This window comes from Mesorhizobium sp. M0522 (genome assembly GCF_040321085.1).
GTDB lineage: Bacteria > Pseudomonadota > Alphaproteobacteria > Rhizobiales > Rhizobiaceae > Mesorhizobium.
The window spans coordinates 38158-62753 of record NZ_JAMYQW010000020.1 but is presented as its reverse complement, the minus strand read 5'-3'; the positions used below and the strand labels follow the sequence as shown (position 1 = coordinate 62753).

Sequence of the window (24596 nt, the reverse complement as noted above, 5' to 3'; positions counted from 1 at the left end):
GCAAACTCACTCGACGGTAGTATCAGGCTCCCCACCTTCGGCATCGGTGGAAGCGCCACCTTCAGCATCGACACTCTCTTCGATCTCCTCGTCGGCTTGCGGTTCTGAAATCCGCTCCACCGAAACGACCTTCTCGCCCTCTGCGGTATTGAAGATAGTAACGCCCTTGGTGGCGCGGCTGGCGAAACGAATGCCGTTGACCGGGACGCGAATGACGGTGCCGCCATCCGAAACCAGCATGATCTGATCGTCGTTGCCGACCGGGAAGGTCGCCACCAGGCGGCCGATTTCGGCCGTTTTCGAGACGTCGGTGGCGCGAATACCCTTGCCGCCACGGCCAGTCAGGCGGAAATCGTAGGACGATGAACGCTTGCCGTAGCCATATTCCGTCACCGTCAACACGAACTGCTCGTGCGCCTTGAGGAACTCATAGCGGTCGTCGGAAAGCTCCGCCTCTTCGCCGACCTCTTCATTGGTGAGCTGGATTTCTTCCTCCTCGCCGGCCGCAATGTCAGCAGCGAGCCGGCGTTCGGCCACCACCCGCTTGAGGTAGGCGGCACGTTCCGCCGGCGGCGCATCGACATGCTCGATCACCGCCATCGAGATCACCCGGTCGCCATCGGCCATCGCAATGCCGCGCACGCCGACCGAATTGCGGCTCTGGAAGACGCGTACGTCGCTGACCGGAAAGCGGATGCACTGGCCGGAACTTGCCGTCAAAAGCACGTCGTCATTGTCGGTGCAGGTCTCGACGCCGAGGATCTCGTCGCCTTCCTCGTCCAGCTTCATGGCGATCTTGCCGTTGCGGTTGACCTGGACGAAGTCCGACAGCTTGTTGCGACGTACGGTGCCGCGCGTGGTGGCAAACATGACGTCGAGCTCGCCCCAACTCGTCTCATCCTCCGGCAGCGGCATGATCGTGGTGATGCGCTCGCCCTGTTCGAGCGGCAGCATATTGATCAGCGCCTTGCCGCGCGATTGCGGGTTGCCGATCGGCAGGCGCCAGACCTTTTCCTTGTAGACGATGCCGCGCGAGGAGAAGAACAGCACCGGCGTGTGCGTGTTGGCGACGAACAGCCGGGTGACGAAATCCTCTTCCTTGGTCGACATGCCGGAGCGGCCCTTGCCGCCGCGGCGCTGCGCCCGGTAGAGCGACAGCGGCACGCGCTTGATGTAGCCGGAATGGCTGACCGTGACGACCATGTCCTCGCGCTGGATCAGGTCCTCGTCTTCCATGTCCGCCCCGCCCTCGGCGAGCTCGGTGCGGCGCGGCGTGCCGAACTCGTCGCGCACGGCGATGAGCTCGTCCTTGACGATCTGCTGGACGCGGGCGCGGGACGAGAGGATGTCGAGGTAGTCCTTGATCTCGTCGCCGATCGTGTTCAGCTCGTCGGCGATCTCGTCGCGGCCGAGCGCGGTCAGGCGCTGCAGGCGCAGTTCGAGGATGGCGCGCGCCTGCTCCTCGGAGAGATTGTAGGTACCGTCCTCGTTGATGCGATGGCGCGGGTCGTCGATCAGAAGAATCAGCGATTCCACGTCGCCCGAAGGCCAGCGCCGCTCCATCAACTGCTCGCGCGCCGTCTGCGGGTCCGGAGCGCTGCGGATCAGCTTGATGACTTCATCGATGTTGGCAACAGCGATGGCAAGGCCGACCAGCACATGGGCGCGGTCGCGCGCCTTGCGCAGCAGGAATTTTGTGCGCCGGCTGATCACCTCCTCACGGAAGGCGACGAACGCCTTCAGCATGTCGGTCAGAGTCAGCAATTCCGGCTTGCCGCCGTTCAGTGCCACCATGTTGGCGCCGAAGGATGTCTGCAGCGGGGTGAAGCGGTAAAGCTGGTTGAGAATGACATCGGCGACCGCGTCGCGCTTCAGTTCGATGACGACGCGGTAGCCCTGCCGGTCGCTCTCGTCGCGAATGTCGGAAATGCCCTCGATGCGCTTGTCGCGCACCAGCTCGGCCATCTTCTCGATCATCGACGCCTTGTTCACCTGATAGGGAACCTCGGTGATGACGATCGATTCCCGATCGTTGCCGCGCGCCTCGACGTTGACGCGGCCGCGCATGACGATGGAGCCGCGGCCGGTCGAATAGGCGCTGTAGATACCGGAACGGCCAAGCACGATGCCGCCGGTCGGGAAATCCGGTCCCGGAATGATCTCCATCAGCGCCGGAAGGTCGATCGCCGGATTATCGATGAGGGCAATGGCGCCGTTGCAGACCTCGCCCAGATTGTGCGGCGGGATGTTGGTGGCCATGCCGACGGCGATACCGCCGGAGCCGTTGACCAACAGGTTCGGGAAGCGCGCCGGCAGGACTTTCGGTTCGCTGCCGGACGCATCGTAAGTGTCCTGGAAATCGACTGTGTCCTTGTCGATGTCTTCCAGCAACTCATGCGCGACCTTGGTCAGCCGCGATTCCGTGTAGCGCATCGCCGCCGGCGGATCGCCGTCGATCGAGCCGAAATTGCCCTGCCCGTCGATCAGCGGCACGCGCAGCGACCAATCCTGCGCCATGCGCACCAAAGCGTCGTAGATCGAGGCGTCGCCATGCGGATGGTATTTACCCATCACGTCGGCGACCGGGCGTGCCGATTTCACATATTTGCGGTTCCAGTGATAGCCGCTCTCATAGGCGGCGTAGAGGATGCGGCGATGCACCGGCTTGAGGCCATCGCGCACGTCCGGCAGCGCGCGGCTGACGATCACGCTCATGGCGTAATCGAGATAGGAGCGCTGCATCTCCTCGATGATGGATATCGGCTCGATGCCGGTGGGGCCGCCGTCGGCGCCGCGCGGTGTCTTTTGGTCGGTCAAATCGGATCACAATCTAATCAGGAATCACTTGGTGCTTATATAGGAAGCCAGCCTGAAACTCCAACAATCGCGGCAGTTTTCCAGTGTGGTTTTTAGCGGCAAATTCAAAAGGATAAACCAATTGCGACGATATGGCCGTGGCACCCTTTCACGGGCGTCGCCGGCGGGCGCGATAAGTACCCGGCGCCTCGCCCATCAGCCGCCGGAAACGACGATTGAAGGTTGATAGATCGTTGAATCCCGCCGAAAAGGCAATCGCCGAAATCGTCTGATCCGACGTCCGGAGCCGCACGGCTGCCCTGTGCAGCCGCGCTCTCAGCAGGAATTGGTAGGGCGTCATACCGGCGACGTGCCGGAAGGTGCGCAGGAAATGGTAAGGGCTGGTGGCGGTCTCGTCGGCGAGTTCGGCAAGCGAGATCGGCCGGTCGGCATCGACTTCGATGCGCCGCACCGCTTCGGCAACACGCTTCTGGTCACGGCGGCTCGGCGTCCGTCCCCGATCCGTGGCGCTACAAGCCGCTGTCACCGCGGCACCGGCAATGCGCAGGGCGAGTTCCTCGAACGCGCCGGTGTCGGCCATCTCGCGCGCCGCCTCCGCTTCGGCAAGCAGCGGCACCAGCGCCGGCAAGGGCGGCAGGCGCGGCGTGCCGAAATCGAGCGTCTTCGTGCCCGGCACGTCGGCGACGATCCGCTCCATATAGGCCGGTCCGAAATGGAAGGAGAGGCAGCGGTCGCCGGCGCCATGCTCGTGACCGCATTCATAGCATGTGCCGGGATTGCCGAGCAGGAGCGCGCCCGGCGCCAGCATCGCCGTGCCCTCGCGCGCACGATAGCGGAAGGTGCCGTTGGTTACGGCGGCAACGCAGAAATCCCGATGCTCCTCCTCGAATGGCCTGTCGGCGGCGCTGGCGGTGCAGATGACATCCGACACCTGCCAGCCTCGGCCCGACGCCAGCCTGTGCGCGCTCGTCGTCATCGCCGAAACATAGCAACTTTTCCCAAGCACAGAACCCCTGTCGGCCTCTATGCTTGCCCTCCTGACAAGATGAGAGCGAAGCCATGTCCAATTCCTTTGCCAAGGCCCTGCATAGCGAAGGGCCCGTACCGGCCCTTGCCGAGAAACTGGATCTTTATGGCCGCTTCGTCGGCGCCTGGACGTTCGACGCCACGCGCCATCTCGAGGACGGTCAGGTGCTGACCGGGCGCGGCGAAGTGCATTTCGGCTGGGCGCTCGAAGGCCGCGCGATCCAGGACGTATGGATCCTGCCTGCCCGTGACGCCGGCCCCTCGCCCTCGCTCGGCAAATGGACCTTCTATGGCACAACGTTGCGCGTCTACGATCCCGGCGTTGACGCCTGGCACATCTTCTGGAGCGATCCGCGCAATCAGTACTACAGCCGCCAGCTCGGCCGTGCCGAGGGCGACACCATCATCCAGCAAGGCGCAGACGGCACCGGATCTGCTGTGCGCTGGAGCTTTTCGCGCATCACCGAAAATTCGTTCCGCTGGCTGGGCGAACGCTCACAGGACGACGGCGCCACCTGGCGTCTCGAAGTCGAGTTTCTGGCGCGCCGGGCCGTCAGCCCCTGATCCGCACGGTTTCCACTGGCTCCGCTTTGCTTTACCAATCCCGTTATCCGGCTTTGCCGGCGGGGAGGGCCAGCATGCCGAGCTTCGACAGCCTGTTCAACGCCTTCGTCACCATACTGGTGACGATCGATCCGCCCGGCCTGGCGCCGCTCTTCCTCGCCGTGACCCGCGGCATGAACCGCGAGGAGCGCAACCAGGTCTCCGTGCGCGCCTCGGTCATCGCCTTCCTGGTAATGGCGTTGTTCGCAATCGCCGGCGCGTCGATCCTGTCAGTCTTCGGCATCACTCTGCCGGCCTTCCGCGTCGCCGGCGGCTTTCTGCTGTTCTTCATCGCCTTCGAAATGGTGTTCGAGCGCCGGCAGGACCGCAAGGAGAAGATCGGCGACGTCGCCATCACCAGGGACATGATCCACAACATCGCCGCCTTTCCGCTGGCGATCCCGCTTATTGCCGGTCCCGGCGCGATTTCGGCGACCGTCCTGCTCTCAAGCTCGTTTCAGGGTTTGGGCGCGCAGACAGCCCTTGTCGGCATCATCGCCATCTGCCTCGTCATCACCTACCTGGTGTTCGTGCTGTCAGAGCGCATCGACCGTATCCTCGGCCAAACCGGCCGTTCGATCCTGACAAGGCTGCTCGGCGTCATCCTGGCGGCGCTCGCCGTACAGTTCGTCGCCGACGGCATCAAGGCGCTGATGGCGACGTAGGAACAGCCCTACTTCGCTGTCGTTTCAATGACTTCGAAGTCGTGGGTAATCTCGGCAGTCTTGGCCATCATTGCCGAGGCCGAGCAGTATTTCTCGATCGAAAGCCCGATCGCCCGCTTCACCTTGTCATGTGATAGCGCCCGGCCCTTGACGACAAAATGCATGTGAATGCGGGTGAACACCCTGGGATCGGCTTCTGCACGGTCGGCATCGAGTTCGACCACGCAATCTTCGACCGCCTCGCGCCCCTTTTCGAGGATATGGACCACGTCATAGGCCGAGCAGCCGCCAGTGCCGATCAGCACCAGTTCCATTGGGCTCGGCCCCGGCGTCTTGCCCTCCGGCCCGAACGCAGTGCCTAGCACCAGCTTGTGCCCACTGGCGGACTCGCCAACGAAAGTGCGCTCCTCGACCCATTTGACCCTTGCCTTCACCTGATACGTCCTTTCACCGCTCAAACGCACAACGTCCCGAAAATCCAAGACAGATTTTCGGGACGCCATTTCGTGGCCAAGGTGCCGGCGCTTTTCGCCGCAAGGGCAGTCCGCCCCGAAAAATCAGAACGGGATTTCGTCGTCCAGCTCGCGCGACGAACCACCGCCGCCGCCCTTGTTGGCGCCACCGCGATTGAAACTTTCGCCCGGGCCGGACTGGCCGAAATCGGAACCGCGGCTCGCACCACCACCGGCATAGTTGCCGACCTGGCCGCCGCCCTCGCCCCGCGCATCGAGCATCTGCAGCTCGCCGCGGAATTTCTGCAACACGATTTCGGTCGTATAGCGGTCATTGCCGGTCTGGTCCTGCCATTTGCGCGTCTGCAGCTGGCCCTCGACATAGACCTTCATGCCCTTCTTCAGATACTGCTCGGCCACCTTGGCAATCTGGTCGTTGAAGATCACGACATTGTGCCACTCGGTCTTTTCCTTGCGCTCTCCGGATGTCTTGTCGCGCCAGCTTTCCGACGTCGCGATGCGGATGTTGACAACCGGGTCACCCGAATTCAGACGGCGGATTTCAGGGTCCGCCCCGAGGTTGCCCACCAGAATGACCTTGTTGACGCTACCCGCCATGACACTTCTCCGCGCTCATCCGAAACCAAATTTTTGTCGCCGCACCTTACAGGCTATGGATAATCCCTGCCTGCCGTCGCTGCCTTTTCCCACAACGTTTTTGTTCTCTTTTCGTTCTATAGTACAGGCCCTGCGCTGTCAATAGATGTCAGTAACAAGTAGTGTCTTGGCGTCGAATTTCCACGAACCCTGAGATCGAGGCGAACTCAATGAAGATGGTCGAGCATGACGATCAGCCGCAAGAAGAATGGCGGACGGGAGTAAAGACCCGCATGCATGTCTCGGCCTGCAACGGCGCAACTCAACTTTGCATATTCGAACAATGGGTCGAACCCGCGGTTGGCGCCCCGACACATTGGCACCCCGTCGAGGAAGTGCTTACCGTCATCGCTGGCAGAGCCGAGATGTGGATCGACGAAGAGCATCTCGTCTTGACTGCCGGACAGTCGCTTGTTGTTGCCGCGCACAGGCAACATGGCTTCCGAAACGTCGGCTCCGAATTGCTTCATATTCATGCTGTGCTCGCGTCACCAGTTTTCGAGGCGACGTTCAACGGATCCCCCGACATGGTGAGACGCTGGCTTCCAGCGAGTTTGTAAAACCTCGCCTGTCTTAAAAAACACCGCCTGTCTTAAAAAACACGGCTTGCCAAACCGATAAGCATTGACTTATGCTTTCGGCATGATCGAAGCAGACATTTTTCGGGCACTAGCGGATCCAACGCGTCGCGCCGTCTATGAGCGGCTCGCCGACGGCGAGATGACGGTGTCGGAACTGCGCACTGGCATACCGGTATCGCAGCCGGCGGTATCGCAACATCTCGCAGTGCTGCGCGGCGCCGGCCTCGTGGTCGAGCGCCGGGCCGGTCGCAACGCCTATTACCGCGTCGATCCGAAGGGGCTCGCGCCACTGCTCGGCTGGATCGAACGCTACCGTGCGTTCTGGCCAGAGCGCATCGAAAGGCTCAAGACGGTTTTGAAGGACATGGACCAATGACCAGCCGAGGCAAAGAACGCGCCGAAATGGCCGCAGACAAGATCGAGTTCGAGTGCGAGCTGCCCGAGCCGCCGGAAAAGGTGTGGCGGGCGCTGACGGTGCCGGACCTGCTCGCGGCCTGGATGATGCCGAACGACATCAAGCCCGAAATCGGCAACCGCTTTGCCTTTAAAGCGCCGAATGCGCCGATCGAGTGCGAAATCCTCGACGCGGATCCCGGACGGCTGCTGCGCTATTCCTGGCGGGAGCGGCCGGCGCCCGATGATACGCAGGCGCCGCCCGGCAGCCCGGTGGACAGCCCAATGAACGACAGCCCTGTGGACAGCATCGTCACCTTTACGCTCGACCGCACCGTTTCCGGCGGCACGCATCTGCGCATCGTCCATGATGGTTTTGCTCGGGCAGCAGTGCCGGAGATCGCGATGGCAGGCGCCGGTTGCCGGCTTTCGTTTGAAGCGCGCACTCCCAGACACAAGCAGATCGCCGCAAACACGCCGCGCCTCTTCCTGCGCGCGGCCTGAACGACAACAGTCAACGGAGAGAACCGATGAGCGGCCTTGCCAATCTGGTGCCAATGGTGATCGAGCAGTCGAGCCGCGGCGAACGCGCCTTCGACATTTTTTCGCGGCTGCTGTGCGAGCGCATCGTCTTTATCAACGGGGCGATCGACGACGGCACCTCGGCGCTGGTCTGCGCCCAGCTTCTGTCGTTGGAATCCGACAATCCCGACAAGGAGGTCTCGCTCTACATCAACTCGCCGGGTGGCGTGGTGACCAGCGGTTTCGCGATCTACGATACGATGCAGTATATCAGCTGCCCGGTCTCCACGGTTTGTATGGGCTTCGCCGCCTCGATGGCCTCGTTCCTTTTGATGGCCGGCACACCGGGGCGGCGGATCGCGCTACCCAACACCAGCATCGTGCTGCATCAGCCTCTCGGCGGTTTCCAGGGCCAAGCCTCCGATATCCAGCGCCATGCCGAGGGCATCCTTCGCACCAAGCGGCGCATGACCGATCTTTACGCCCGCCATTGCGGCCGCACCTACGAAGAAGTGGAACGCACGCTCGACCGCGACTTTTTCATGACCGCGCAGGAGGCCAAGGATTGGGGCCTCGTCGACCATGTTTTCGACACTCGCAAGCAGGCCGCATGAACGAGCCGGGCCGGCGGACGGAACTGACGCGATTGAGCGCCCGCAATTTCAGCGACATCGGTCTGGTCTTGCCGCTATCGCGGCACTATAGTCCGGCGATGACCCCCAGCCGCTCGTCCAGCCTGTTATGCCTTGCTATCGCTACCGTAGCCGGCACGAACATGCTGGTGGGTATGGCACTTGCCCAAGATAATTCGATGTCTTCGCAAAAGGGCGCCCTGCCCGGTGTGACCAGCGATTATCGCATCGCCGAGCCAGCGCCGCGGCCTGAGCCTGACGATATGGCTCCAGGCAGCGGCAACGGCACCTTCAAGATTGGCGATACCGACGTTCGGATTTCCGGTAGCATCACCATCGATGTCGCTACCGGCGGGATCAGGCCCTCCAGCCGCTAAGCTCGCCTGGTGTGAACCACAAATATTGCGCTTCAAACGAACAGCCCCGCCATTGCGTTTGCAACTGACGGGGCTTCTTGGATCTGAAATCCAAATTGCCGGGAGTGTACTGCCGGCATTTTATTTCGGATGCTTCGCGGCATTCAGCCGACGATCCGACTAGCAGTCTCTGATTTTATGGGGATCAGCAGGTCCGTTTGGCGGGCAGCGAAAACGCCTGACCCTGGCCACTTATACCTGCCGCGGCTCCAGCGACACGTGGAGCCTCAACGAACAATCCGGTGGAGTCATGCCTCTGCTCTCCTTCTGTTGGTTGCGACTGTCGTCGTCGAAGCGCTCATCGCATAACCCGCGGCGTCTCGCAGGCTAGCCCCAGGCCGCGAGGCCATCGAAAGACGGCCGGCTTCGTTGACGTCTGGAGTCTGCCCCCACGGTGCAGGGACGTCAACCTTGAATAGCCGATTACCGAAAAATGTGATCGCGAGACGTTTTGGGAAGCCGGCCCCACGGGCAGCTTTTGTCAGGAGCGTGTTCGGCCTTTGTTCTTTCCGCTTGCCCGTTCGCGCGAAAGGCGGTTAAACGCTTTGGTCGAGAGTTGTGGCGTCTCTCGAAAAGGCGGCGAAATTGCCTACATAGGGGGTGGTCGGGAAAACCCGCCCATCCCACGAATTCCAGATTCTGAGGCGGCGACCGGCGATGGCCGACCATAAATATCTCTCCATTCGCGGGGCACGCGAACACAATCTGAAGAATGTCGATCTCGATCTGCCGCGTGACAGCCTGATCGTCATGACCGGCCTGTCGGGGTCCGGCAAGTCATCGCTTGCCTTCGACACCATCTATGCCGAGGGCCAGCGCCGCTATGTCGAGAGCCTTTCGGCCTATGCACGGCAATTCCTCGAAATGATGCAGAAGCCTGACGTCGACCAGATCGACGGCCTGTCGCCGGCCATCTCCATCGAGCAGAAGACCACCTCGAAGAACCCGCGCTCGACGGTCGGCACCGTCACCGAGATCTACGATTATATGCGGCTTTTGTTCGCCCGCGTCGGTGTACCCTATTCACCGGCCACCGGCCTGCCGATCGAGAGCCAGACGGTTTCGCAGATGGTCGACCGGGTGCTTGCTGTCGAGGAAGGCACCCGGCTGTTCATTCTGGCGCCGATGGTGCGCGGCCGCAAAGGCGAGTACCGCAAGGAACTGCTGGAGCTGCAGAAGAAGGGTTTTCAGCGCGTCAAAGTCGATGGCGTCTTCTATGAGATCGCCGACGTGCCGGCGCTGGACAAGAAGTACAAGCACGATATCGACGTCGTCGTCGACCGCATCGTCGTGCGCGGCGATCTGGCGACGCGGCTCGCCGATTCCATCGAGACCGCGCTGAAGCTGGCCGACGGGCTGGCGGTGGCGGAATTTGCCGACAAGCCGCTCGACGCCAGCCAGACCGGCGAGGATTCGGTCAACAAATCGAAGAACGAGACGCATGAACGCATGCTGTTCTCGGAAAAGTTCGCCTGCCCGGTGTCCGGCTTCACCATTCCCGAGATCGAGCCCAGGCTGTTCTCCTTCAACAATCCGTTCGGCGCCTGCCCGACCTGCGACGGGCTCGGCAGCCAACGCGCCATTGATGCCAGCCTGGTCGTGCCCGACGAGAATGTCTCGCTGCGCGCCGGCGCCGTCAGCCCTTGGGCGAAGTCGAGCTCGCCCTACTATGCGCAGACGCTGGAAGCGCTGGGCGTTGCCTATGGCTTCAAGCTCGGCGACAAGTTCAAGGATTTGAGCGAGGAGGCAAAGCAAGCCGTCCTGCACGGCACCGGCGAGCGCGAAATCACCTTCCATTACGATGACGGCCTGCGCTCCTACAAGACGACGAAAACCTTCGAGGGCGTCATCCCCAACCTCGAGCGCCGCTGGAAGGAAACCGAATCCGCCTGGATGCGCGAGGAGATCGAGCGCTTCATGTCGGCCACGCCCTGCCCGGCCTGCCGCGGCTATCGGCTGAAGCCCGAGGCGCTCGCGGTCAAGATCGCCGGCAAGCACATTGGCGAGGTCACCGAGCTGTCGATCCGCAAGGCCGACCAGTGGTTCACCGACCTGCCTGCATCGCTCAACGACAAGCAGAATGAGATCGCGGTGCGCGTGCTCAAGGAAATCCGCGAGCGGCTGCGCTTCCTCAACGATGTCGGTCTCGACTATCTGACGCTGTCGCGCAACTCCGGCACGTTGTCGGGCGGCGAGAGCCAGCGCATCCGGCTGGCTTCGCAGATCGGCTCCGGCCTGACCGGCGTGCTCTATGTGCTCGACGAGCCGTCGATCGGCCTGCACCAGCGCGACAATGCCCGCCTGCTCGACACGCTGAAGCATCTGCGCGACATCGGCAACACGGTCATCGTCGTCGAGCATGACGAGGACGCCATCCTGCATGCCGACTACGTCGTCGATATCGGCCCGGCGGCCGGCATCCATGGCGGCCACATCATCGCCCAGGGCACGCCGCAGCAGATCATGGCGACGCCCGCTTCGATCACCGGTAAATATCTGTCGGGCGAGCTGGAAGTGGCGACGCCGGCAGTGCGGCGTGAGGCCAAGAAGAACCGCCGGCTGAAGGTCGTCGGCGCGCGCGGCAACAATCTGAAGAACGTCACCGCCGAAATCCCGCTCGGCACGTTTACCGCCGTCACCGGCGTATCCGGCGGCGGCAAGTCGACCTTCCTGATCGAGACCCTGTTCAAGGCGGCGTCGCGCCGCATCATGGGCTCGCGCGAGCATCCGGCCGAGCATGACCGAATCGAGGGGCTGGAATTCCTCGACAAGGTCATCGATATCGACCAGTCGCCGATCGGGCGCACCCCGCGCTCCAACCCTGCCACCTATACCGGCGCCTTCACGCCGATCCGCGACTGGTTCGCCGGCCTGCCGGAGGCCAAGGCGCGCGGCTACCAGCCGGGCCGCTTCTCGTTCAACGTCAAGGGCGGCCGCTGCGAGGCCTGCCAGGGCGACGGCGTCATCAAAATCGAGATGCACTTCCTGCCCGACGTCTACGTCACCTGCGACGTCTGCCACGGCAAGCGCTACAACCGCGAGACGCTCGACGTCCTGTTCAAGGGCAAATCAATCGCCGACGTTCTCGACATGACGGTCGAGGAAGGCGTCGATTTCTTCGCCGCCGTGCCCGGTGTGCGCGACAAGCTGGAGACGCTGAAACGGGTCGGCCTCGGCTACATCCATGTTGGCCAGCAGGCAACGACTTTGTCGGGCGGCGAGGCGCAGCGCATCAAGCTTGCCAAGGAACTGTCGCGCAAGGCGACCGGCAAGACGCTCTACATTCTCGATGAGCCAACCACCGGCCTGCATTTCCACGACGTCGCCAAGCTGCTTGAAGTGCTGCACGAGCTGGTCGACCAGGGCAACACGGTCGTTGTCATCGAGCACAATCTAGAGGTGATCAAGACCGCTGACTGGGTGCTCGATCTTGGCCCCGAAGGTGGTGACGGCGGCGGCGAGCTGGTAGCGTCCGGCACGCCTGAGGACATCGTTCGCGAAAAACGCAGCTATACCGGGCAGTTCCTGAGGGAATTGCTGGAGCGGCGCCCCGGAGGCAAGCGCGAAGCGGCGGAGTGATGGCAAAGAACGGTCTCATCACGGTCCAAAGCCGCTTCGGCGTGGCCGAAACGATCGATCGCCTGGTCGGGACTGTGGAACGTGCAGGATTGCTGGTCTTCGCCCGCATTGACCACGCCGCCGGTGCGCGCAGTGTCGAAGCTTCTCTGCGTCCGACCCAGCTTCTGATTTTTGGCAACCCGAAAGGCGGCACGCCGCTGATGCAGGACCGGCAGCTTGCCGGCATCGATCTGCCGGTCAAGGCACTGGCCTGGGAGGACGAGCAAGGCAAGGTCTGGCTCTCCTACAATGACGCGCACTGGCTCGCCGAGCGCCACGGCTTGGGCGACGCCAGTCGCAATGCCGTCGCCGCGATAGCGGCCGGCATGGACAAGGTGATTGCGGCCGCTGCCGGCGCGGGCCAGTTTTGATCATGAGAGCCGCTCGGGCCGATGATCTCCCCATGGTGATCTCGCTCACCACCGACGCCTACGCGCCCTACACTGCCCTGCTCGGCGCACCGCCGATCCCCGTCACCGAGGACTATGCGCCGCGCATAGAACGCGGCGAGGTCTGGCTTTCGGAGCAGGACGGACAGCCGGCCGGCTTGATCGTTCTCGAACGACATGCGGACCATACAATGATCTTCAGCGTCGCCGTTGCGCCCGCCTTTCAGGGCAAGGGTTTCGGCATCGGGCTGCTCGACTGGGCCGAGCAACAGACGCGCTTGTGGAGCTTGCCGGAAATCCGACTCTACACCAATGCCAGAATGGAACGGAACGTTTCGTTGTATAAGGCCTACGGCTTTCGCGAAACGGGTCGCCGGCCCAATCCATATCGGCCAGGATGGACGATCGTCGACATGGCGAAAGCCGTCGAGACGACCGCCATCGCGTGATCCTTTTCTGCAAACCGGGAGGACGACCATGACTCAATCAGGAACAATCCGCGCCGGCATGGGCGGCTGGACCTTCGAGCCGTGGGACACGTCCTTCTACCCGGACAAATTGTCGAAGGCCAAGCAACTGCATTATGCCAGCCGGCAGGTGCTCACTATCGAGGTCAACGGCACCTATTATTCGAGCTTCAAGGAGCCGACCTTCGTCAAATGGGCCAACGAGGCGCCGGATGGTTTCGTCTATTCGCTGAAGGGCAACCGCTTCGTCACCAACCGCCGCGTGCTCGGCGAGGCCGGGGAATCGATCATGCGCTTCCTCGGGTCGGGCGTCGCGGCACTTGGCGACAAGCTCGGGCCGATCCTGTGGCAGTTCGCGCCGACCAAGAAATTCGACCCGGACGATTTCGAGGCCTTCCTCAAGCTGTTGCCGGAAAAGCAGGACGGCGTTGCGCTGCGCCATGCGGTCGAGGTGCGCAACGACAGCTTCGTCGTGCCGGAGTTCGCCGCCTTGGCGCGAAAGCACAAGGCCGCCATCGTCTATGCCGACCACGCCAAATATCCGGGGATTGCCGACGTCACCGGCGATTTCATCTATGCGCGGCTGCAGACCGGCAGCGACGACAATCCCGATTGCTACACGCCAAAGGCGCTCGATGAATGGGCGGCGCGCGCAAAAACCTGGGCGGAAGGCAAGGTGCCGGCCGACCTGCCGCGTGTCGCTCCTTCAACCGACGCGCCGGTCAAGCCACGCGACGTGTTCGTCTACTTCATCACCGAGGGCAAGGTCCGCGCTCCATTCGGCGCCATCGCGCTGATGAAGCGGGTCGCAGGCTGACGCCCCCGCTGTCGGTGGTCTGCCTGGCCGGGTCCTCAATTACCGGCTATGCGGCGCGCTCGTCCGGACGCCGATCAACCCTGACAATCTCGTTGAAAGCATCGAGATCGACATAGAAGACCTTGGTGATCTCCGCGATGAGTTCGTCGTGGTCATACCCCTGCGATTTCAGAATGTTGATGGCTGTCAGGATATCGACGCGCTCCGTGAGCCGTCGTTTCTGGTAGTCCTCGACATAGCGCTCCATTGACTGGCCCTGGCTCCCAAGCACCCGAAATGTTGGACGACAACAGATCGCTGGAAGGGCTTGCGCGCAAGCGTGCCGACGCGGGCCGCGCCTTCCCCTGATCTGCCAAGTTGAAACTGGTACGGAAAGCGGCCGACTCACCAAGGCCAAGCAAAATCTAGCACGCAATCTGCAGCGCGCCAGAGTTGCAAAGTAACGGAATCAATAAGAATTCAGACAGTCAGGAATTTGCGGACGTCCGCCCGGTCGAGATCCTCGGCGGGGCCGGTATGGACGATCTGACCGCGGTCCATGATGTTGACCTCGTCGGCCAATTCCCGGCAGAAGTCGAGATATTGTTCGACCAGAAGCACGGCGATACCGGCCTGGTCGCGCAGATAGCGGATGGCGCGGCCGATGTCCTTGATGATCGACGGCTGGATGCCTTCGGTCGGCTCGTCGAGCACCAGCAGCTTCGGCCGCATCACCAGCGCCCTGCCGATGGCAAGCTGCTGCTGCTGGCCGCCGGAAAGATCGCCGCCGCGGCGCGCGAGCATCTGCTTCAGCACCGGAAACAATTCGAAGACGTGACCGGGAATGTTGCGATCGGCGCGCTTCAACGGCGCAAAACCCGATTCGAGGTTTTCCCGCACCGTAAGCAGCGGAAATATCTCCCTGCCCTGCGGCACGAATGCGATGCCCGACCGGGCGCGATCATACGCCGCGCTCCGGTCGAGCGCCTTCCCCTCGAAGGCAACGCTTCCGCTCGTCAGCCGGTGATGGCCGACGATCGATCTCATCAAACTGGTCTTGCCGACGCCGTTGCGGCCGAGCACGCAGGTGATCTTGCCGGCGCCGGCCTTCAGCGAGACGCCGCGCAGCGCCTGGGCAGCCCCGTAGTGCAGCGTGGCATTGGAGACTTCGAGCACGGTCAGCGTTTTCTCCAACGCGTGAAGAACGAAAGGTCGAAATGATGGAACGGAACGCGCCAGACCATGTTCATCTCCCCAGATAGACTTCGACGACGCGCTCGTCGGCCGAAACGAAGTCGAGACTGCCCTCGGAAAGCACCGAGCCTTCGTGCAGGCAGGTGACCTTGACGCCGAGCTCGCGCACGAAATGCATGTCGTGCTCGACGACGATGACAGAATGGTCGCGCGCGATGTCCCTGAGCAGCCGCGCGGTTTCCTCGGTCTCGGCGTCGGTCATGCCGGCAACCGGTTCGTCGACCAGCAGCAGCTTCGGATCCTGCGCCAGAAGCATGCCGATCTCGAGCCATTGCTTTTGGCCGTGGCTCAGATTGGCGGCGAGTTCGTCACGCTTGTCGCCAAGCCGAATGATGCCGAGGATGTCGTCGATCTGCCGCACGTCCGCGGCCGAGCGACGATGGAACAGTGCCGGGAAGATCGAGCGCGGGCCTTTCAGCGCCAGCATCAGATTGTCCTCGATCGTGTGGCTTTCGAAGACGGTCGGCTTCTGGAATTTACGGCCGATGCCCATCATGGCGATTTCGGCCTCGTCGTGTTTGGTCAGGTCGACCTCACCGTTGAAGAAAACTTCACCCGCGTCGGGCCGCGTCTTGCCGGTGACGATGTCCATCATCGTCGTCTTTCCGGCGCCGTTGGGGCCGATGATCGCCCGCATCTCGCCCTTGTCGAGCACCAGCGAAAGGTTGTTGATGGCGCGAAACCCGTCGAAGGAAACCGACACGCCGTCGAGATAGAGGATGGTGTTGCTCTTCGACATCAGGCCATCACTCCGCCGGCTGCGGTTCGGCGCCGGAGGCCGACCAGTCGCCCGGCCTTCTCGCCGCCGAGCGGTCGGTTTTCGGCGGCACCGGCGCATCGGGATCGATGCCGACTTCCTCGGCAACCGAGGCCGCCCGCAGCGCCTTGGCGTTGCCGCGCCAGGAATCCCACATGCCGATGATGCCCTTGGGCAGGAACAGCGTGACGGCGACAAACAGTCCGCCCAGCGCAAACAGCCAGAATTCAGGCAGCACGCCGGTGAACCAGGATTTACCGGCATTGACCAGAAGCGCGCCGATGATCGGCCCGACGATGGTGCCGCGCCCGCCGACGGCCGCCCACACCACCACCTCGATCGAATTGGACGGCTCGAATTCGCCAGGGTTGATGATGCCGACCTGCGGCACGTAAAGCGCACCGGCGATGCCGGCCATCACCGCCGACAGGGTGAATGCGAACAGTTTGACGTTCTCCGCCCGCCAGCCGAGGAAGCGTGTGCGGCTTTCGGCGTCGCGCACCGCCATCAAAAGCTTGCCGTACTTGGAACCGACGATTGCCCAGGTGACGAAGACGGCAAACGCCAGCATGACGGCGCTGGCCGCGAACAGCGCCGACCGCGTCATGTCGGCCTGCACGTTGAACCCTAGAATGTCCTTGAAATCGGTCAGGCCGTTGTTGCCGCCGAAACCCATGTCGTTGCGGAAAAACGCAAGCAGCAGCGCATAGGTCATCGCCTGGGTGATGATCGACAGGTAGACGCCGGTGACGCGGCTGCGGAAGGCAAACCAGCCGAAGACGAAGGCGAGCAGGCCGGGCACCGCAAGCACCATGATCGCGGCAAACCAGAAATGGTCGAAACCATACCAGAACCATGGCAATTCCTTGTAGTTAAGGAACACCATGAAATCCGGCAGCAGCGGATTGCCGTAGACGCCTCGCGAGCCGATCTGGCGCATCAGATACATGCCCATCGCATAACCGCCGAGCGCGAAGAAGGCGCCGTGGCCGAGCGAGAGGATGCCGCAATAGCCCCAGACGAGATCGAGCGCCAAGGCGAGCAGCGCGTAGCAGAGGTATTTGCCGGTGAGCGCAACGATATAGGACGGCACGTAAAACGCACTTGTCGGCGAGACCGCAAGATTGAGCAGCGGCACAATGATGGCGACCGCCAGCAGGATGAAGATGGTGATGGCGACACGGCGGTCGGCGCCGGCGGCAAAGAAGCGTCCCGTGATCATGCTTCCACCGACCTGCCCTTGAGCGCAAACAAGCCGCGCGGGCGTTTCTGGATGAACAGGATGATCAGCACCAGAACGACGATCTTGCCGAGCACTGCTCCGGCATAAGGTTCGAGGAACTTGTTGACGATGCCGAGCGAGAAAGCGCCGACCAGCGTGCCCCAAAGATTGCCGACACCGCCGAAAACGACGACCATGAAGCTGTCGATGATGTAGCCGCGGCCGAGATTGGGCGAGACGTTGTCGATCTGGCTGAGCGCGACACCGGCGATGCCGGCAATGCCGGAGCCGAGTGCAAACGTTAGCGCATCGACCCAAGGCGTCCTGATGCCCATCGAGGCGGCCATGCGGCGATTGGCGGTGACGGCACGCATCTGCAGCCCCCAAGGCGTGCGTTTCATCACGTAGAGCAGCACCGCGAACACGCCGAGCGCGAATACCAGGATCCAGAGCCGGTTCCAGGTCACGGCAAGCTGGCCGATATTGAACGAGCCGGACATCCAGGACGGGTTGCCGACCTCCTGGTTGGTCGGCCCGAAGATGGTGCGTACGGCCTGCTGCAGGATCAGCGACACACCCCATGTCGCCAGCAGCGTCTCCAGCGGCCGTCCATAGAGGAAGCGGATCAGCCCGCGCTCGATGACAAGGCCGACGAGCGCCGCGACCAGGAAGGCCAGCGGCAGGGCGATGACCAGCGACCAGTCGAACAGACCGGGAAAGGAATTACGGATAACCTCCTGCACGACGAAGGTCGTGTAGGCGCCGAGCATGACCATCTCGCCATGCGCCATGTTGATGACGCCCATGACGCCGAAAGTGATGGCAAGGCCAATCGCCGCCAGCAGCAGCACCGATCCAAGCGATATGCCGTACCAGATATTCTGGCCGGCATCCCACAGCGCCAGCGTCGAATTGATGTTGGCGATCGCAGCCGTCGCCGCGTCTTTCACCGCACCTTCGGAACTGGCCTCGACCGACGTGAGCAGCGACACCGCATCGCGGTCGCTGCGCGCACCGATGAGCGCGATTGCCGCCAGTTTGTCGGCCTCCGGCCTGTCGGAAACGAGAACCGACGCGGCGCGGGCCTGTTCTAGCAGCGCCTTGACGCTTGCCACGCTCTCATTAGCGATGGCGGTGTCGAGCGGCTCGATGTTTGCCGCGTCGGGCGTTTTGAACATGGTGTCGGCGGCGGCAATGCGCACGGCCGGATCCTTTGAGCCAAGCGTCAGCGTGCCCAATGCATCGCGAATGACGCGGCGCAGCGTGTTGTTGACCTTGATCTTGGTGATGTCGGCCTTGGCAGCTTCGCCCGATCTTTCGCCGGTAAGCGCATCGAGCAGCTCGATGCCGTCGCCGCTCTCCTTACCGACAAAGACCAGTGAATCGGCCTTGCGCACGTAAAGGCTGCCCTCCGCAAGCGCGGCAAGCGGCCGTTCTACGGCCGGATCGCCGGAAGCCGCAAGCTCCCGCACCACGGCTTCTATCGCCGGAAAATTGGCGGCGGTGGCGAATTTGGCGATGACCACGCGCAGATCTGCTTCGCTGGCGTTCGACGGCAGCAGCGTCCCCTGGAGAAGGAGCAGCATCAGGCCAATCGCGCGGATCAGGATCATTGGTTTCTGGTGGCTCTTGAAGATTGAATGTCGCCTCCGGGCAGGCTGGAGGAGGAGCCTGCCCGGAGGCTTGCGGGTCTGGGAGGACAGACCGGGAGGATCAGTTGGTTCCCTTGCCGCCGCATTTGCCGGTGGCAACGTTGAAGTTGCCGCAGGACAGAGGCGCGCGCCAATCGGAGATCAGGTCCTTGGAGTCAGGCAGATAGTCGGACCACTCGTCGCCCATCACCAGGCCCGGCGTCTGCGAGACGGTTTCGAACTGGCCGTCGGCCTGGATTTCGCCGATCAGCACCGGCTTGGTGATGTGATGGTTCGGCATCATCGTCGAATAACCGCCGGTCAGGTTCGGCACCGAGACGCCGACCATGGCGTCGATGACCTTGTCCGGATCGGTGGTGCCGGCCTTCTCGACCGCCTTCACCCACATGTTGAAGCCGATATAATGGGCTTCCATCGGGTCGTTGGTGGTGCGCTTGTCGTTCTTGATGAATTTGTGCCAGTCGGCGATGAACTTCGCGTTCTCGGGCGTGTCGACGCTCTCAAAATAATTCCAGGCGGCGAGATGGCCGACCAGCGGCGCGGTGTCGAGACCGGCAAGCTCTTCCTCACCAACCGAGAAGGCCATGACCGGAATGTCCTCGGCCTTGATGCCCTGGTTGCCGAGTTCCTTGTAGAACGGCACATTGGCGTCACCGTTGACGGTCGAGACGACAGCGGTCTTCTTGCCGGCCGAACCGAATTTCTTGATCGCCGAGACTTCGGTCTGCCAGTCGGAGAAGCCGAACGGCGTGTAGTTGACCATGATGTCTTCGGCGGCAACGCCTTTCGCCTTCAGGTAGGCTTCGAGGATCTTGTTGGTGGTGCGCGGGTAGACGTAGTCGGTGCCTTCGAGCACCCAGCGCTTCACCGAACCGCCATCCTCGCTCATCAGATAATCGACGGCCGGAATGGCCTGCTGGTTCGGCGCCGCACCGGTGTAGAACACGTTGCGCTCGCTTTCCTCGCCTTCGTACTGGACGGGGTAGAACAGGATGTTGTCGAGCTCGCTGAACACCGGCAGCACCGATTTGCGCGACACCGAGGTCCAGCAGCCGAACACCGCGGCGACCTTGTCCTTCGAGATCAGCTCGCGCGCTTTTTCTGCGAACAGCGGCCAGTTGGAAGCCGGATCGACGACCACCGCCTCGAGCTTCTTGCCGAGCAGGCCGCCCTTGGCATTCTGCTCTTCGATGAGCATCAGCATGGCGTCCTTCAGCGTCGTCTCCGAGATCGCCATGGTTCCCGACAGCGAATGGAGGATGCCGACCTTGATGGTGTCGTCGGCCGCCCTGGCGGGAATGCTCATCAGCAGGCCGGCGGTGACCACGCCGGCCGAAAACATTTTTGTTATTGTCGAGAAACTGCCCCTCATACTTTTAAACTCCCAAGCTGGTTAACTGCATCGGAACAGGACCATGCAACGGCTGTGCCAATCACCGGCGAAAGATCGGAGTGTTTGAGATTTCCCAGCCCTGTCAGTCGGTTAATGTATTAGCCGCAGGAGATGAACCTCCCCTGCCAGGTTTGAAATGAGAAAAGATCACTCGTATCAGCCTAAGTTTTACTCACATATAGGCCAATGCCCGAATTTTGAGCAGCATCATATGAGCGCTGGCGAGGATTGCAGCGCCGCAGCGAAATGAGGCAAGTTCGAACCCTTAACGGGGGACTCCATGGCCTTCAGAGCTTCTTGCATTTTCACCGCCATGCTTCTGCTGGCGGCGACGACCGTAGCGCGCGCCGGCTTCAGCGACGGCAAGCTGCCGGACGGCTCCTATCATTGCGAAGTCTATCTGCTTGGCATGTTCCTCAGCCTCGGCGACATCACCATCAAGGGAAACGTCTATAGCGGTCCGGTGAGCTTCGGCATCGCGCCGCAAAGCTACAATTACCAGATGGATGCAGACGGCGTGATCACCTGGCTGGGTCCGCTGGGCGGCTACACCAGTGGCGGCAATTCGATCTCGCTTACGCAGGCGACGCTGGAAAGCGGAACCACCCCGTCCTTCGATATCATCATGAAGCAGCCAGACGGCGCCTTTACCGCCTCGACCTGCACGAAGCGTTGAAAAGTACGGAACCTGGCGAGGTTCCGTACTCCGAAGTAGAAGCCGCCTAGCTCTCCGCCGCCATGTCGAGCGCCAGCCGGGTCATATCGGTGAAAAGGCCCTGGCGTTCGGAATAGTCGGTCTGCTCGCCGGTTGCCACATTGTCGACGACGGTCAGGATCGACAGCGCCCGGGCGCCGAAATCGGCCGCAATGCGGTAGAGTGCGCTGGTTTCCATATCCACGGCGAGCGCCCCCTGTGCCTGTGCTTCGGCAAAGCGTTCGCGCCCCAGCGGATGATAAAAAATGTCGCTGCAGATCGTCAGCCCGGCCCGATGGTCGATCCCGAGTTCCGAAGCCCGGGCCAACGCCTGGGCCAACAATGCAGGATCGGGGCCGGCATCGGCACGATAGAGACCAAAAACCTGGCCGCTCTCCGCATTTTCGCCGCGCACCGATTGTGCGATCACCAGGCTGCGCAGCGCCATCTCGGCGGTCAGGCCGCCGCAGGTGCCGGTGCGGATCAACGTTTTCGCACCGTAGAAATCCAGCAGCTCGTGCACGTAGACCAGGAATGACGGGACGCCGATGCCGGTGGACTGGACGCTGACAGGCTTGCCGCGAAACAACCCGGTAAAGCCGAGCGCGCCGCGGCGGCGGTTGACGCAGCGCGACGCTTCCAGAAAGGTCTCCGCCATCCATTCAGCGCGCTGCGGGTCGCCCGGCAGCAGCACCGTGCTTGCGTAGTCGCCTTTGCTAGCCTCGTTGTGTGGCGTCACGGCATGCTTCCAAAACCCGTCGCCCGTTTCGCCTGCAATCATGGCAGTCTCACGACATTGCGCAAGCGGAGCGTTGGAAGGGTCAGGATTCCAGCATGTCCTTTACGATCGTGGCCAATTGCTTGAGCGAAAACGGCTTCGGCAAGAAGCCGAAATGCGCGTCGGCCGGCAAGTTCTTGGCGAACGCGTCTTCGGCATAGCCGGACACGAAGATAAACTTGATGTCGGGCTGCCGTTTGCGCAATTCGCCAAGCAGCGTCGGGCCATCCATTTCCGGCATCACCACGTCCGACACCACGACGTCGACCTTGCCGCCGAGCGCTTCGTAGACTTCAAGCGCCTCGACGCCCGACGACGCCTCGTGGACGGTGTAGCCGCGCGATTTCAGCGCCCGCATGCCGCCCATGCGCACGGCGTCCTCGTCCTCGACCAGCAGCACCGTGGCCGAGCCCGACAGATCCTTGGCTGAGTCGGCGATCTTGGCAGGGGCGGCCGGCACTTCTCCAGCCTCGCCCGCCTTCCTTGCCTCCGCAATGTGCCGCGGCAGGAAGATGCGGAACACGGATCCCTTGCCGACTTCGGAATCGCAGAAGATGAAGCCGCCTGTTTGCTTGATGATGCCATAGACCATGGACAGGCCGAGGCCGGTTCCCTTGCCAACCTCCTTTGTCGTGAAGAAGGGCTCGAAGATCTTTTTCAGCACATCAGGCGCGATGCCGCTGCCGCTGTCCTCGACCTCGACCAGCACATAGTCGGCCGGAGTAAGTTCGCGGTAGGAAAAGGTCTTGCACTCTCCGGCGCTGACGTTGCGGGTGCGTACGGTGAGCTCGCCGCCGGCCGGCATCGCATCGCGTGCATTGACCGCCAGATTGACCACCACTTGCTCGAATTGCCCGATATCGACCCTGACCGGCCACAGGTCGCGGCCATGGTCGATTTTGAGCTTGATGTCGTTGCCGACCAGCCGGGCAAGCAGCATCCTTAGATCTGCGAGCACGTCGGTCAGGTTGAGCACCTCCGGCCGCAGCGTCTGCTTGCGCGAGAAGGCCAGCAACTGCCGCACCAGCGAGGCCGCCCGGTTGGCATTCTGCTTGATGTTCATGATGTCCGGGAACGACGGATCGGACGGCCGGTGGTTGGTCAAAAGCAGGTCCGAGGCCATGATGATGGCGGTCAGCACATTGTTGAAATCATGCGCGATGCCGCCGGCGAGTTGGCCGACCGCCTGCATCTTCTGGCTCTGCGCCATCTGGCCCTCGAGGGCCTTTTGCTCAGTGGTCTCCACGGCATAGACGATGGCCGATTCCTCGGCGCCCTCGCCACCGGTACCGTCTGCGACCGCGTTGACGTAGAAGCGTATGTGGCGCTCCTCATTGCCGGGCAGCACCGTATCGATCGGCTCGATGTCAGCCTGTTGCTGGCGTGCCTTTTCAAAGGCCGCGGCGAAAGCCGGCCGGTCGCGCTCGTGGATCACCGTATCCAGCCGCACACGCCGATCGACCGCATCGCGGTCGACGACCGAGGAAAACAGCGACAGGAACGGCGCATTGGTGCGCAGGATGCGGCCGGCATGGTCGACGCCGGCTATCGCCATCGGCGTCGAGTTGAAGAACCGCGTGAAGCGTATTTCCGATGCGCGGAGGTCGGCCGAAGCGTCCTCGCCTTGCGTCCGGTTGAGCACGATGGTGCGAGTCGGGCCGTTGAGCCCCTCTCGGCTGGCCGAGACACGATGCATGAAGCGCACCGGCAGCGCCTCGCCGGTCATCGTCGTCAGATCGAGGTCGATAACGGCATTGCGCGTGGTACCAGCGTCGGCCTTGACCGAACGGACCAGCGCCATGCCGTCGCCGGCGACGATCTCCGGCAGCGTGATGGCGCCGGGAGTGAAGCTGGCCAGGTCGATGCCCAGCCACTCCGCAAGGGTCGCGTTGATATAGGTGACGCGGCCTTCCTGGTCGGCCGAAAAGAAACCGGCCGGCGCATGGTCGAGGTGATCGATCGCCTTTTGCAGGTCGAGAAAGAACCGCTCCTGCTCGGCCCGTTCCTGCGAGATGTCGGCAAGCTGCCAGGCAAGCATGGGCAGCCGCTGGCCGGGAACGCTGAAGGCGCGGGCCCGAACGCGGTACCAGCGAGCGCCCGGTTCGGCGCCTGGCCGAATGGACTGCGCGAGCCGAAACTCGCCGTCGCCAGGCTGGCCATCACGCAGGCCGGACGCCAGCCGGTATATGGTCACCGAGGCCTCGGGAACGTCTGAAAGCAAACCTTCGACGGTCTTGAGGTCGGCGGCCGACTCGGCACCCGTCATATCGGCATAGGTCCGGTTGGCGTAGATGATACGGCCTTTGGTGTCGGTGACCAGGAGACCTTGCGACATCGAATCGACGAAAGCTTTCGACAGTTCGTCGCTTGTCGAGCGCGGCGTGATGTGCACGAAGCCGATCGCAGTGGCGAATAGAAAGCCGACGCCGATCATCGCCAGCACTCCAAGCATGCCGAGCAGGAATGGATCGCCAAGGCGCTCGCGGAAAAGGCCGAAGACGATCGCTGCCCCAGTCAGGACGACGATGAAGACGATGAGCCGGGTGACCGCTCCCGGCCGCGTGTTCTGGTCGACGATAGGTACCGGATAGAAATCGCCGCGCGCTTCCTTGGCCATGTGCCCCCTGCTCGTGAATTCCGGTGTCGGTTGAATCATATTCTCAGGGTTGGGAAAAGGCCCGGCTGCAGATGTCCGTTAAAAATGACGCCGTTCGGCTCCCGGCGTTTCAAGCTGTTCACGAAGCGTGAAAGGCAACTTGCGGTGGCCTGCCGCAACAGTCTAGTGTCGCCTCTCTTCGAAAGCTGATTTTGG

Annotated in this window: 24 protein-coding genes; 12 read left to right on the top strand and 12 right to left on the bottom strand. The window is 62.5% G+C overall.

Going from position 1 to position 24596, the window contains the following annotated elements:
- Positions 1-6: 6 nt before the first annotated feature.
- Positions 7-2817: a DNA gyrase subunit A gene (gene gyrA / locus NKI58_RS20845; RefSeq protein ID WP_023674872.1), complete on the bottom strand. Its 2811-nt coding sequence runs from the start codon at positions 2815-2817 to the stop codon at positions 7-9.
- A gap of 148 nt (positions 2818-2965) precedes the next feature.
- Complete coding sequence (locus NKI58_RS20840; protein ID WP_352593499.1) at positions 2966-3793, bottom strand: helix-turn-helix transcriptional regulator; 828 nt, start codon at positions 3791-3793, stop codon at positions 2966-2968.
- 83 nt (positions 3794-3876) lie between these two features.
- On the opposite strand from NKI58_RS20840, the gene NKI58_RS20835 reads away from it, so the two are divergent.
- A complete protein-coding gene (locus NKI58_RS20835) occupies positions 3877-4407 on the top strand; it encodes a hypothetical protein (protein WP_352593502.1) in 531 nt (176 codons plus the stop codon).
- A 74-nt stretch (positions 4408-4481) separates the two neighbouring features.
- The gene (locus NKI58_RS20830; protein WP_023674869.1) at positions 4482-5111 is read left to right on the top strand and encodes a MarC family protein; all 630 of its coding nucleotides are present in this window, start codon (positions 4482-4484) and stop codon (positions 5109-5111) included.
- 8 nt (positions 5112-5119) lie between these two features.
- Here the strand turns inward: NKI58_RS20830 and NKI58_RS20825 are convergent, their stop codons facing one another.
- A complete protein-coding gene (locus NKI58_RS20825; protein ID WP_352455706.1) occupies positions 5120-5545 on the bottom strand; it encodes an OsmC family protein in 426 nt (141 codons plus the stop codon).
- A 123-nt stretch (positions 5546-5668) separates the two neighbouring features.
- Positions 5669-6181, bottom strand: coding sequence for a single-stranded DNA-binding protein (locus tag NKI58_RS20820; RefSeq protein WP_352448761.1), 513 nt, complete (start codon positions 6179-6181; stop codon positions 5669-5671).
- 209 nt (positions 6182-6390) lie between these two features.
- Between NKI58_RS20820 and NKI58_RS20815 the strand changes: the two genes are divergently transcribed.
- The 9 genes from NKI58_RS20815 (at position 6391) to NKI58_RS20775 (ending at position 14055) form a co-directional block, all read left to right on the top strand.
- The gene (locus tag NKI58_RS20815) at positions 6391-6780 is read left to right on the top strand and encodes a cupin domain-containing protein (RefSeq protein WP_352593507.1); all 390 of its coding nucleotides are present in this window, start codon (positions 6391-6393) and stop codon (positions 6778-6780) included.
- 82 nt (positions 6781-6862) lie between these two features.
- Entirely contained in the window at positions 6863-7177 is a 315-nt protein-coding gene (locus NKI58_RS20810) for an ArsR/SmtB family transcription factor (RefSeq protein ID WP_352448759.1), read from the top strand.
- On the top strand, positions 7174-7698 hold the full coding sequence (locus NKI58_RS20805; RefSeq protein ID WP_352785273.1) for an SRPBCC family protein: 525 nt from the start codon (positions 7174-7176) through the stop codon (positions 7696-7698). The genes NKI58_RS20810 and NKI58_RS20805 overlap by 4 nt, the downstream gene beginning before the upstream one ends.
- Before the next feature lie 26 nt (positions 7699-7724).
- A complete protein-coding gene (locus NKI58_RS20800) occupies positions 7725-8330 on the top strand; it encodes an ATP-dependent Clp protease proteolytic subunit (protein ID WP_352853724.1) in 606 nt (201 codons plus the stop codon).
- Complete coding sequence (locus NKI58_RS20795) at positions 8327-8725, top strand: hypothetical protein (RefSeq protein WP_352853722.1); 399 nt, start codon at positions 8327-8329, stop codon at positions 8723-8725. Before NKI58_RS20800 ends, NKI58_RS20795 begins: the two co-directional genes overlap by 4 nt.
- 696 nt (positions 8726-9421) lie before the next feature.
- Positions 9422-12343 (top strand): excinuclease ABC subunit UvrA, encoded by a 2922-nt coding sequence (uvrA, locus tag NKI58_RS20790; protein ID WP_352593516.1) that lies wholly within the window; start codon positions 9422-9424, stop codon positions 12341-12343.
- Entirely contained in the window at positions 12343-12753 is a 411-nt protein-coding gene (locus NKI58_RS20785) for a DUF302 domain-containing protein (protein ID WP_352593519.1), read from the top strand. The genes uvrA and NKI58_RS20785 overlap by 1 nt, the downstream gene beginning before the upstream one ends.
- Positions 12750-13220, top strand: coding sequence for a GNAT family N-acetyltransferase (locus NKI58_RS20780; protein ID WP_352593522.1), 471 nt, complete (start codon positions 12750-12752; stop codon positions 13218-13220). Before NKI58_RS20785 ends, NKI58_RS20780 begins: the two co-directional genes overlap by 4 nt.
- 28 nt (positions 13221-13248) lie before the next feature.
- On the top strand, positions 13249-14055 hold the full coding sequence (locus NKI58_RS20775; protein ID WP_352593525.1) for a DUF72 domain-containing protein: 807 nt from the start codon (positions 13249-13251) through the stop codon (positions 14053-14055).
- A gap of 46 nt (positions 14056-14101) precedes the next feature.
- Here the strand turns inward: NKI58_RS20775 and NKI58_RS20770 are convergent, their stop codons facing one another.
- The 6 genes from NKI58_RS20770 to urtA all read right to left on the bottom strand — a co-directional run bounded on the left by NKI58_RS20770 (position 14102) and on the right by urtA (position 20291).
- Entirely contained in the window at positions 14102-14302 is a 201-nt protein-coding gene (locus tag NKI58_RS20770) for a hypothetical protein (protein ID WP_023674857.1), read from the bottom strand.
- Between the two features lie 212 nt (positions 14303-14514).
- Positions 14515-15210, bottom strand: coding sequence for an urea ABC transporter ATP-binding subunit UrtE (gene urtE / locus NKI58_RS20765; protein ID WP_126041867.1), 696 nt, complete (start codon positions 15208-15210; stop codon positions 14515-14517).
- Between the two features lie 70 nt (positions 15211-15280).
- Positions 15281-16027, bottom strand: coding sequence for an urea ABC transporter ATP-binding protein UrtD (gene urtD, locus NKI58_RS20760; protein WP_023674855.1), 747 nt, complete (start codon positions 16025-16027; stop codon positions 15281-15283).
- Between the two features lie 7 nt (positions 16028-16034).
- Positions 16035-17267, bottom strand: a complete 1233-nt coding sequence (urtC, locus tag NKI58_RS20755) for an urea ABC transporter permease subunit UrtC (protein WP_352622614.1) — start codon at positions 17265-17267, stop codon at positions 16035-16037.
- Positions 17264-18880 carry an urea ABC transporter permease subunit UrtB gene (gene urtB, locus NKI58_RS20750; RefSeq protein ID WP_352622616.1) on the bottom strand — a complete coding sequence of 539 codons (1617 nt, stop codon included), beginning with the start codon at positions 18878-18880 and terminating at the stop codon, positions 17264-17266. The genes urtC and urtB overlap by 4 nt, the downstream gene beginning before the upstream one ends.
- Positions 18881-18980: 100 nt before the next feature.
- On the bottom strand, positions 18981-20291 hold the full coding sequence (gene urtA, locus NKI58_RS20745) for an urea ABC transporter substrate-binding protein (RefSeq protein WP_023674852.1): 1311 nt from the start codon (positions 20289-20291) through the stop codon (positions 18981-18983).
- 301 nt (positions 20292-20592) lie between these two features.
- On the opposite strand from urtA, the gene NKI58_RS20740 reads away from it, so the two are divergent.
- Positions 20593-20988: a hypothetical protein gene (locus NKI58_RS20740; RefSeq protein ID WP_023674851.1), complete on the top strand. Its 396-nt coding sequence runs from the start codon at positions 20593-20595 to the stop codon at positions 20986-20988.
- A 46-nt stretch (positions 20989-21034) separates the two neighbouring features.
- On the opposite strand, the gene NKI58_RS20735 is transcribed toward NKI58_RS20740, so the two are convergent.
- A complete protein-coding gene (locus NKI58_RS20735; RefSeq protein ID WP_023674850.1) occupies positions 21035-21745 on the bottom strand; it encodes a purine-nucleoside phosphorylase in 711 nt (236 codons plus the stop codon).
- Between the two features lie 82 nt (positions 21746-21827).
- Positions 21828-24401 carry a cell cycle histidine kinase CckA gene (gene cckA, locus NKI58_RS20730; RefSeq protein WP_023674849.1) on the bottom strand — a complete coding sequence of 858 codons (2574 nt, stop codon included), beginning with the start codon at positions 24399-24401 and terminating at the stop codon, positions 21828-21830.
- Positions 24402-24596: the final 195 nt, after the last annotated feature.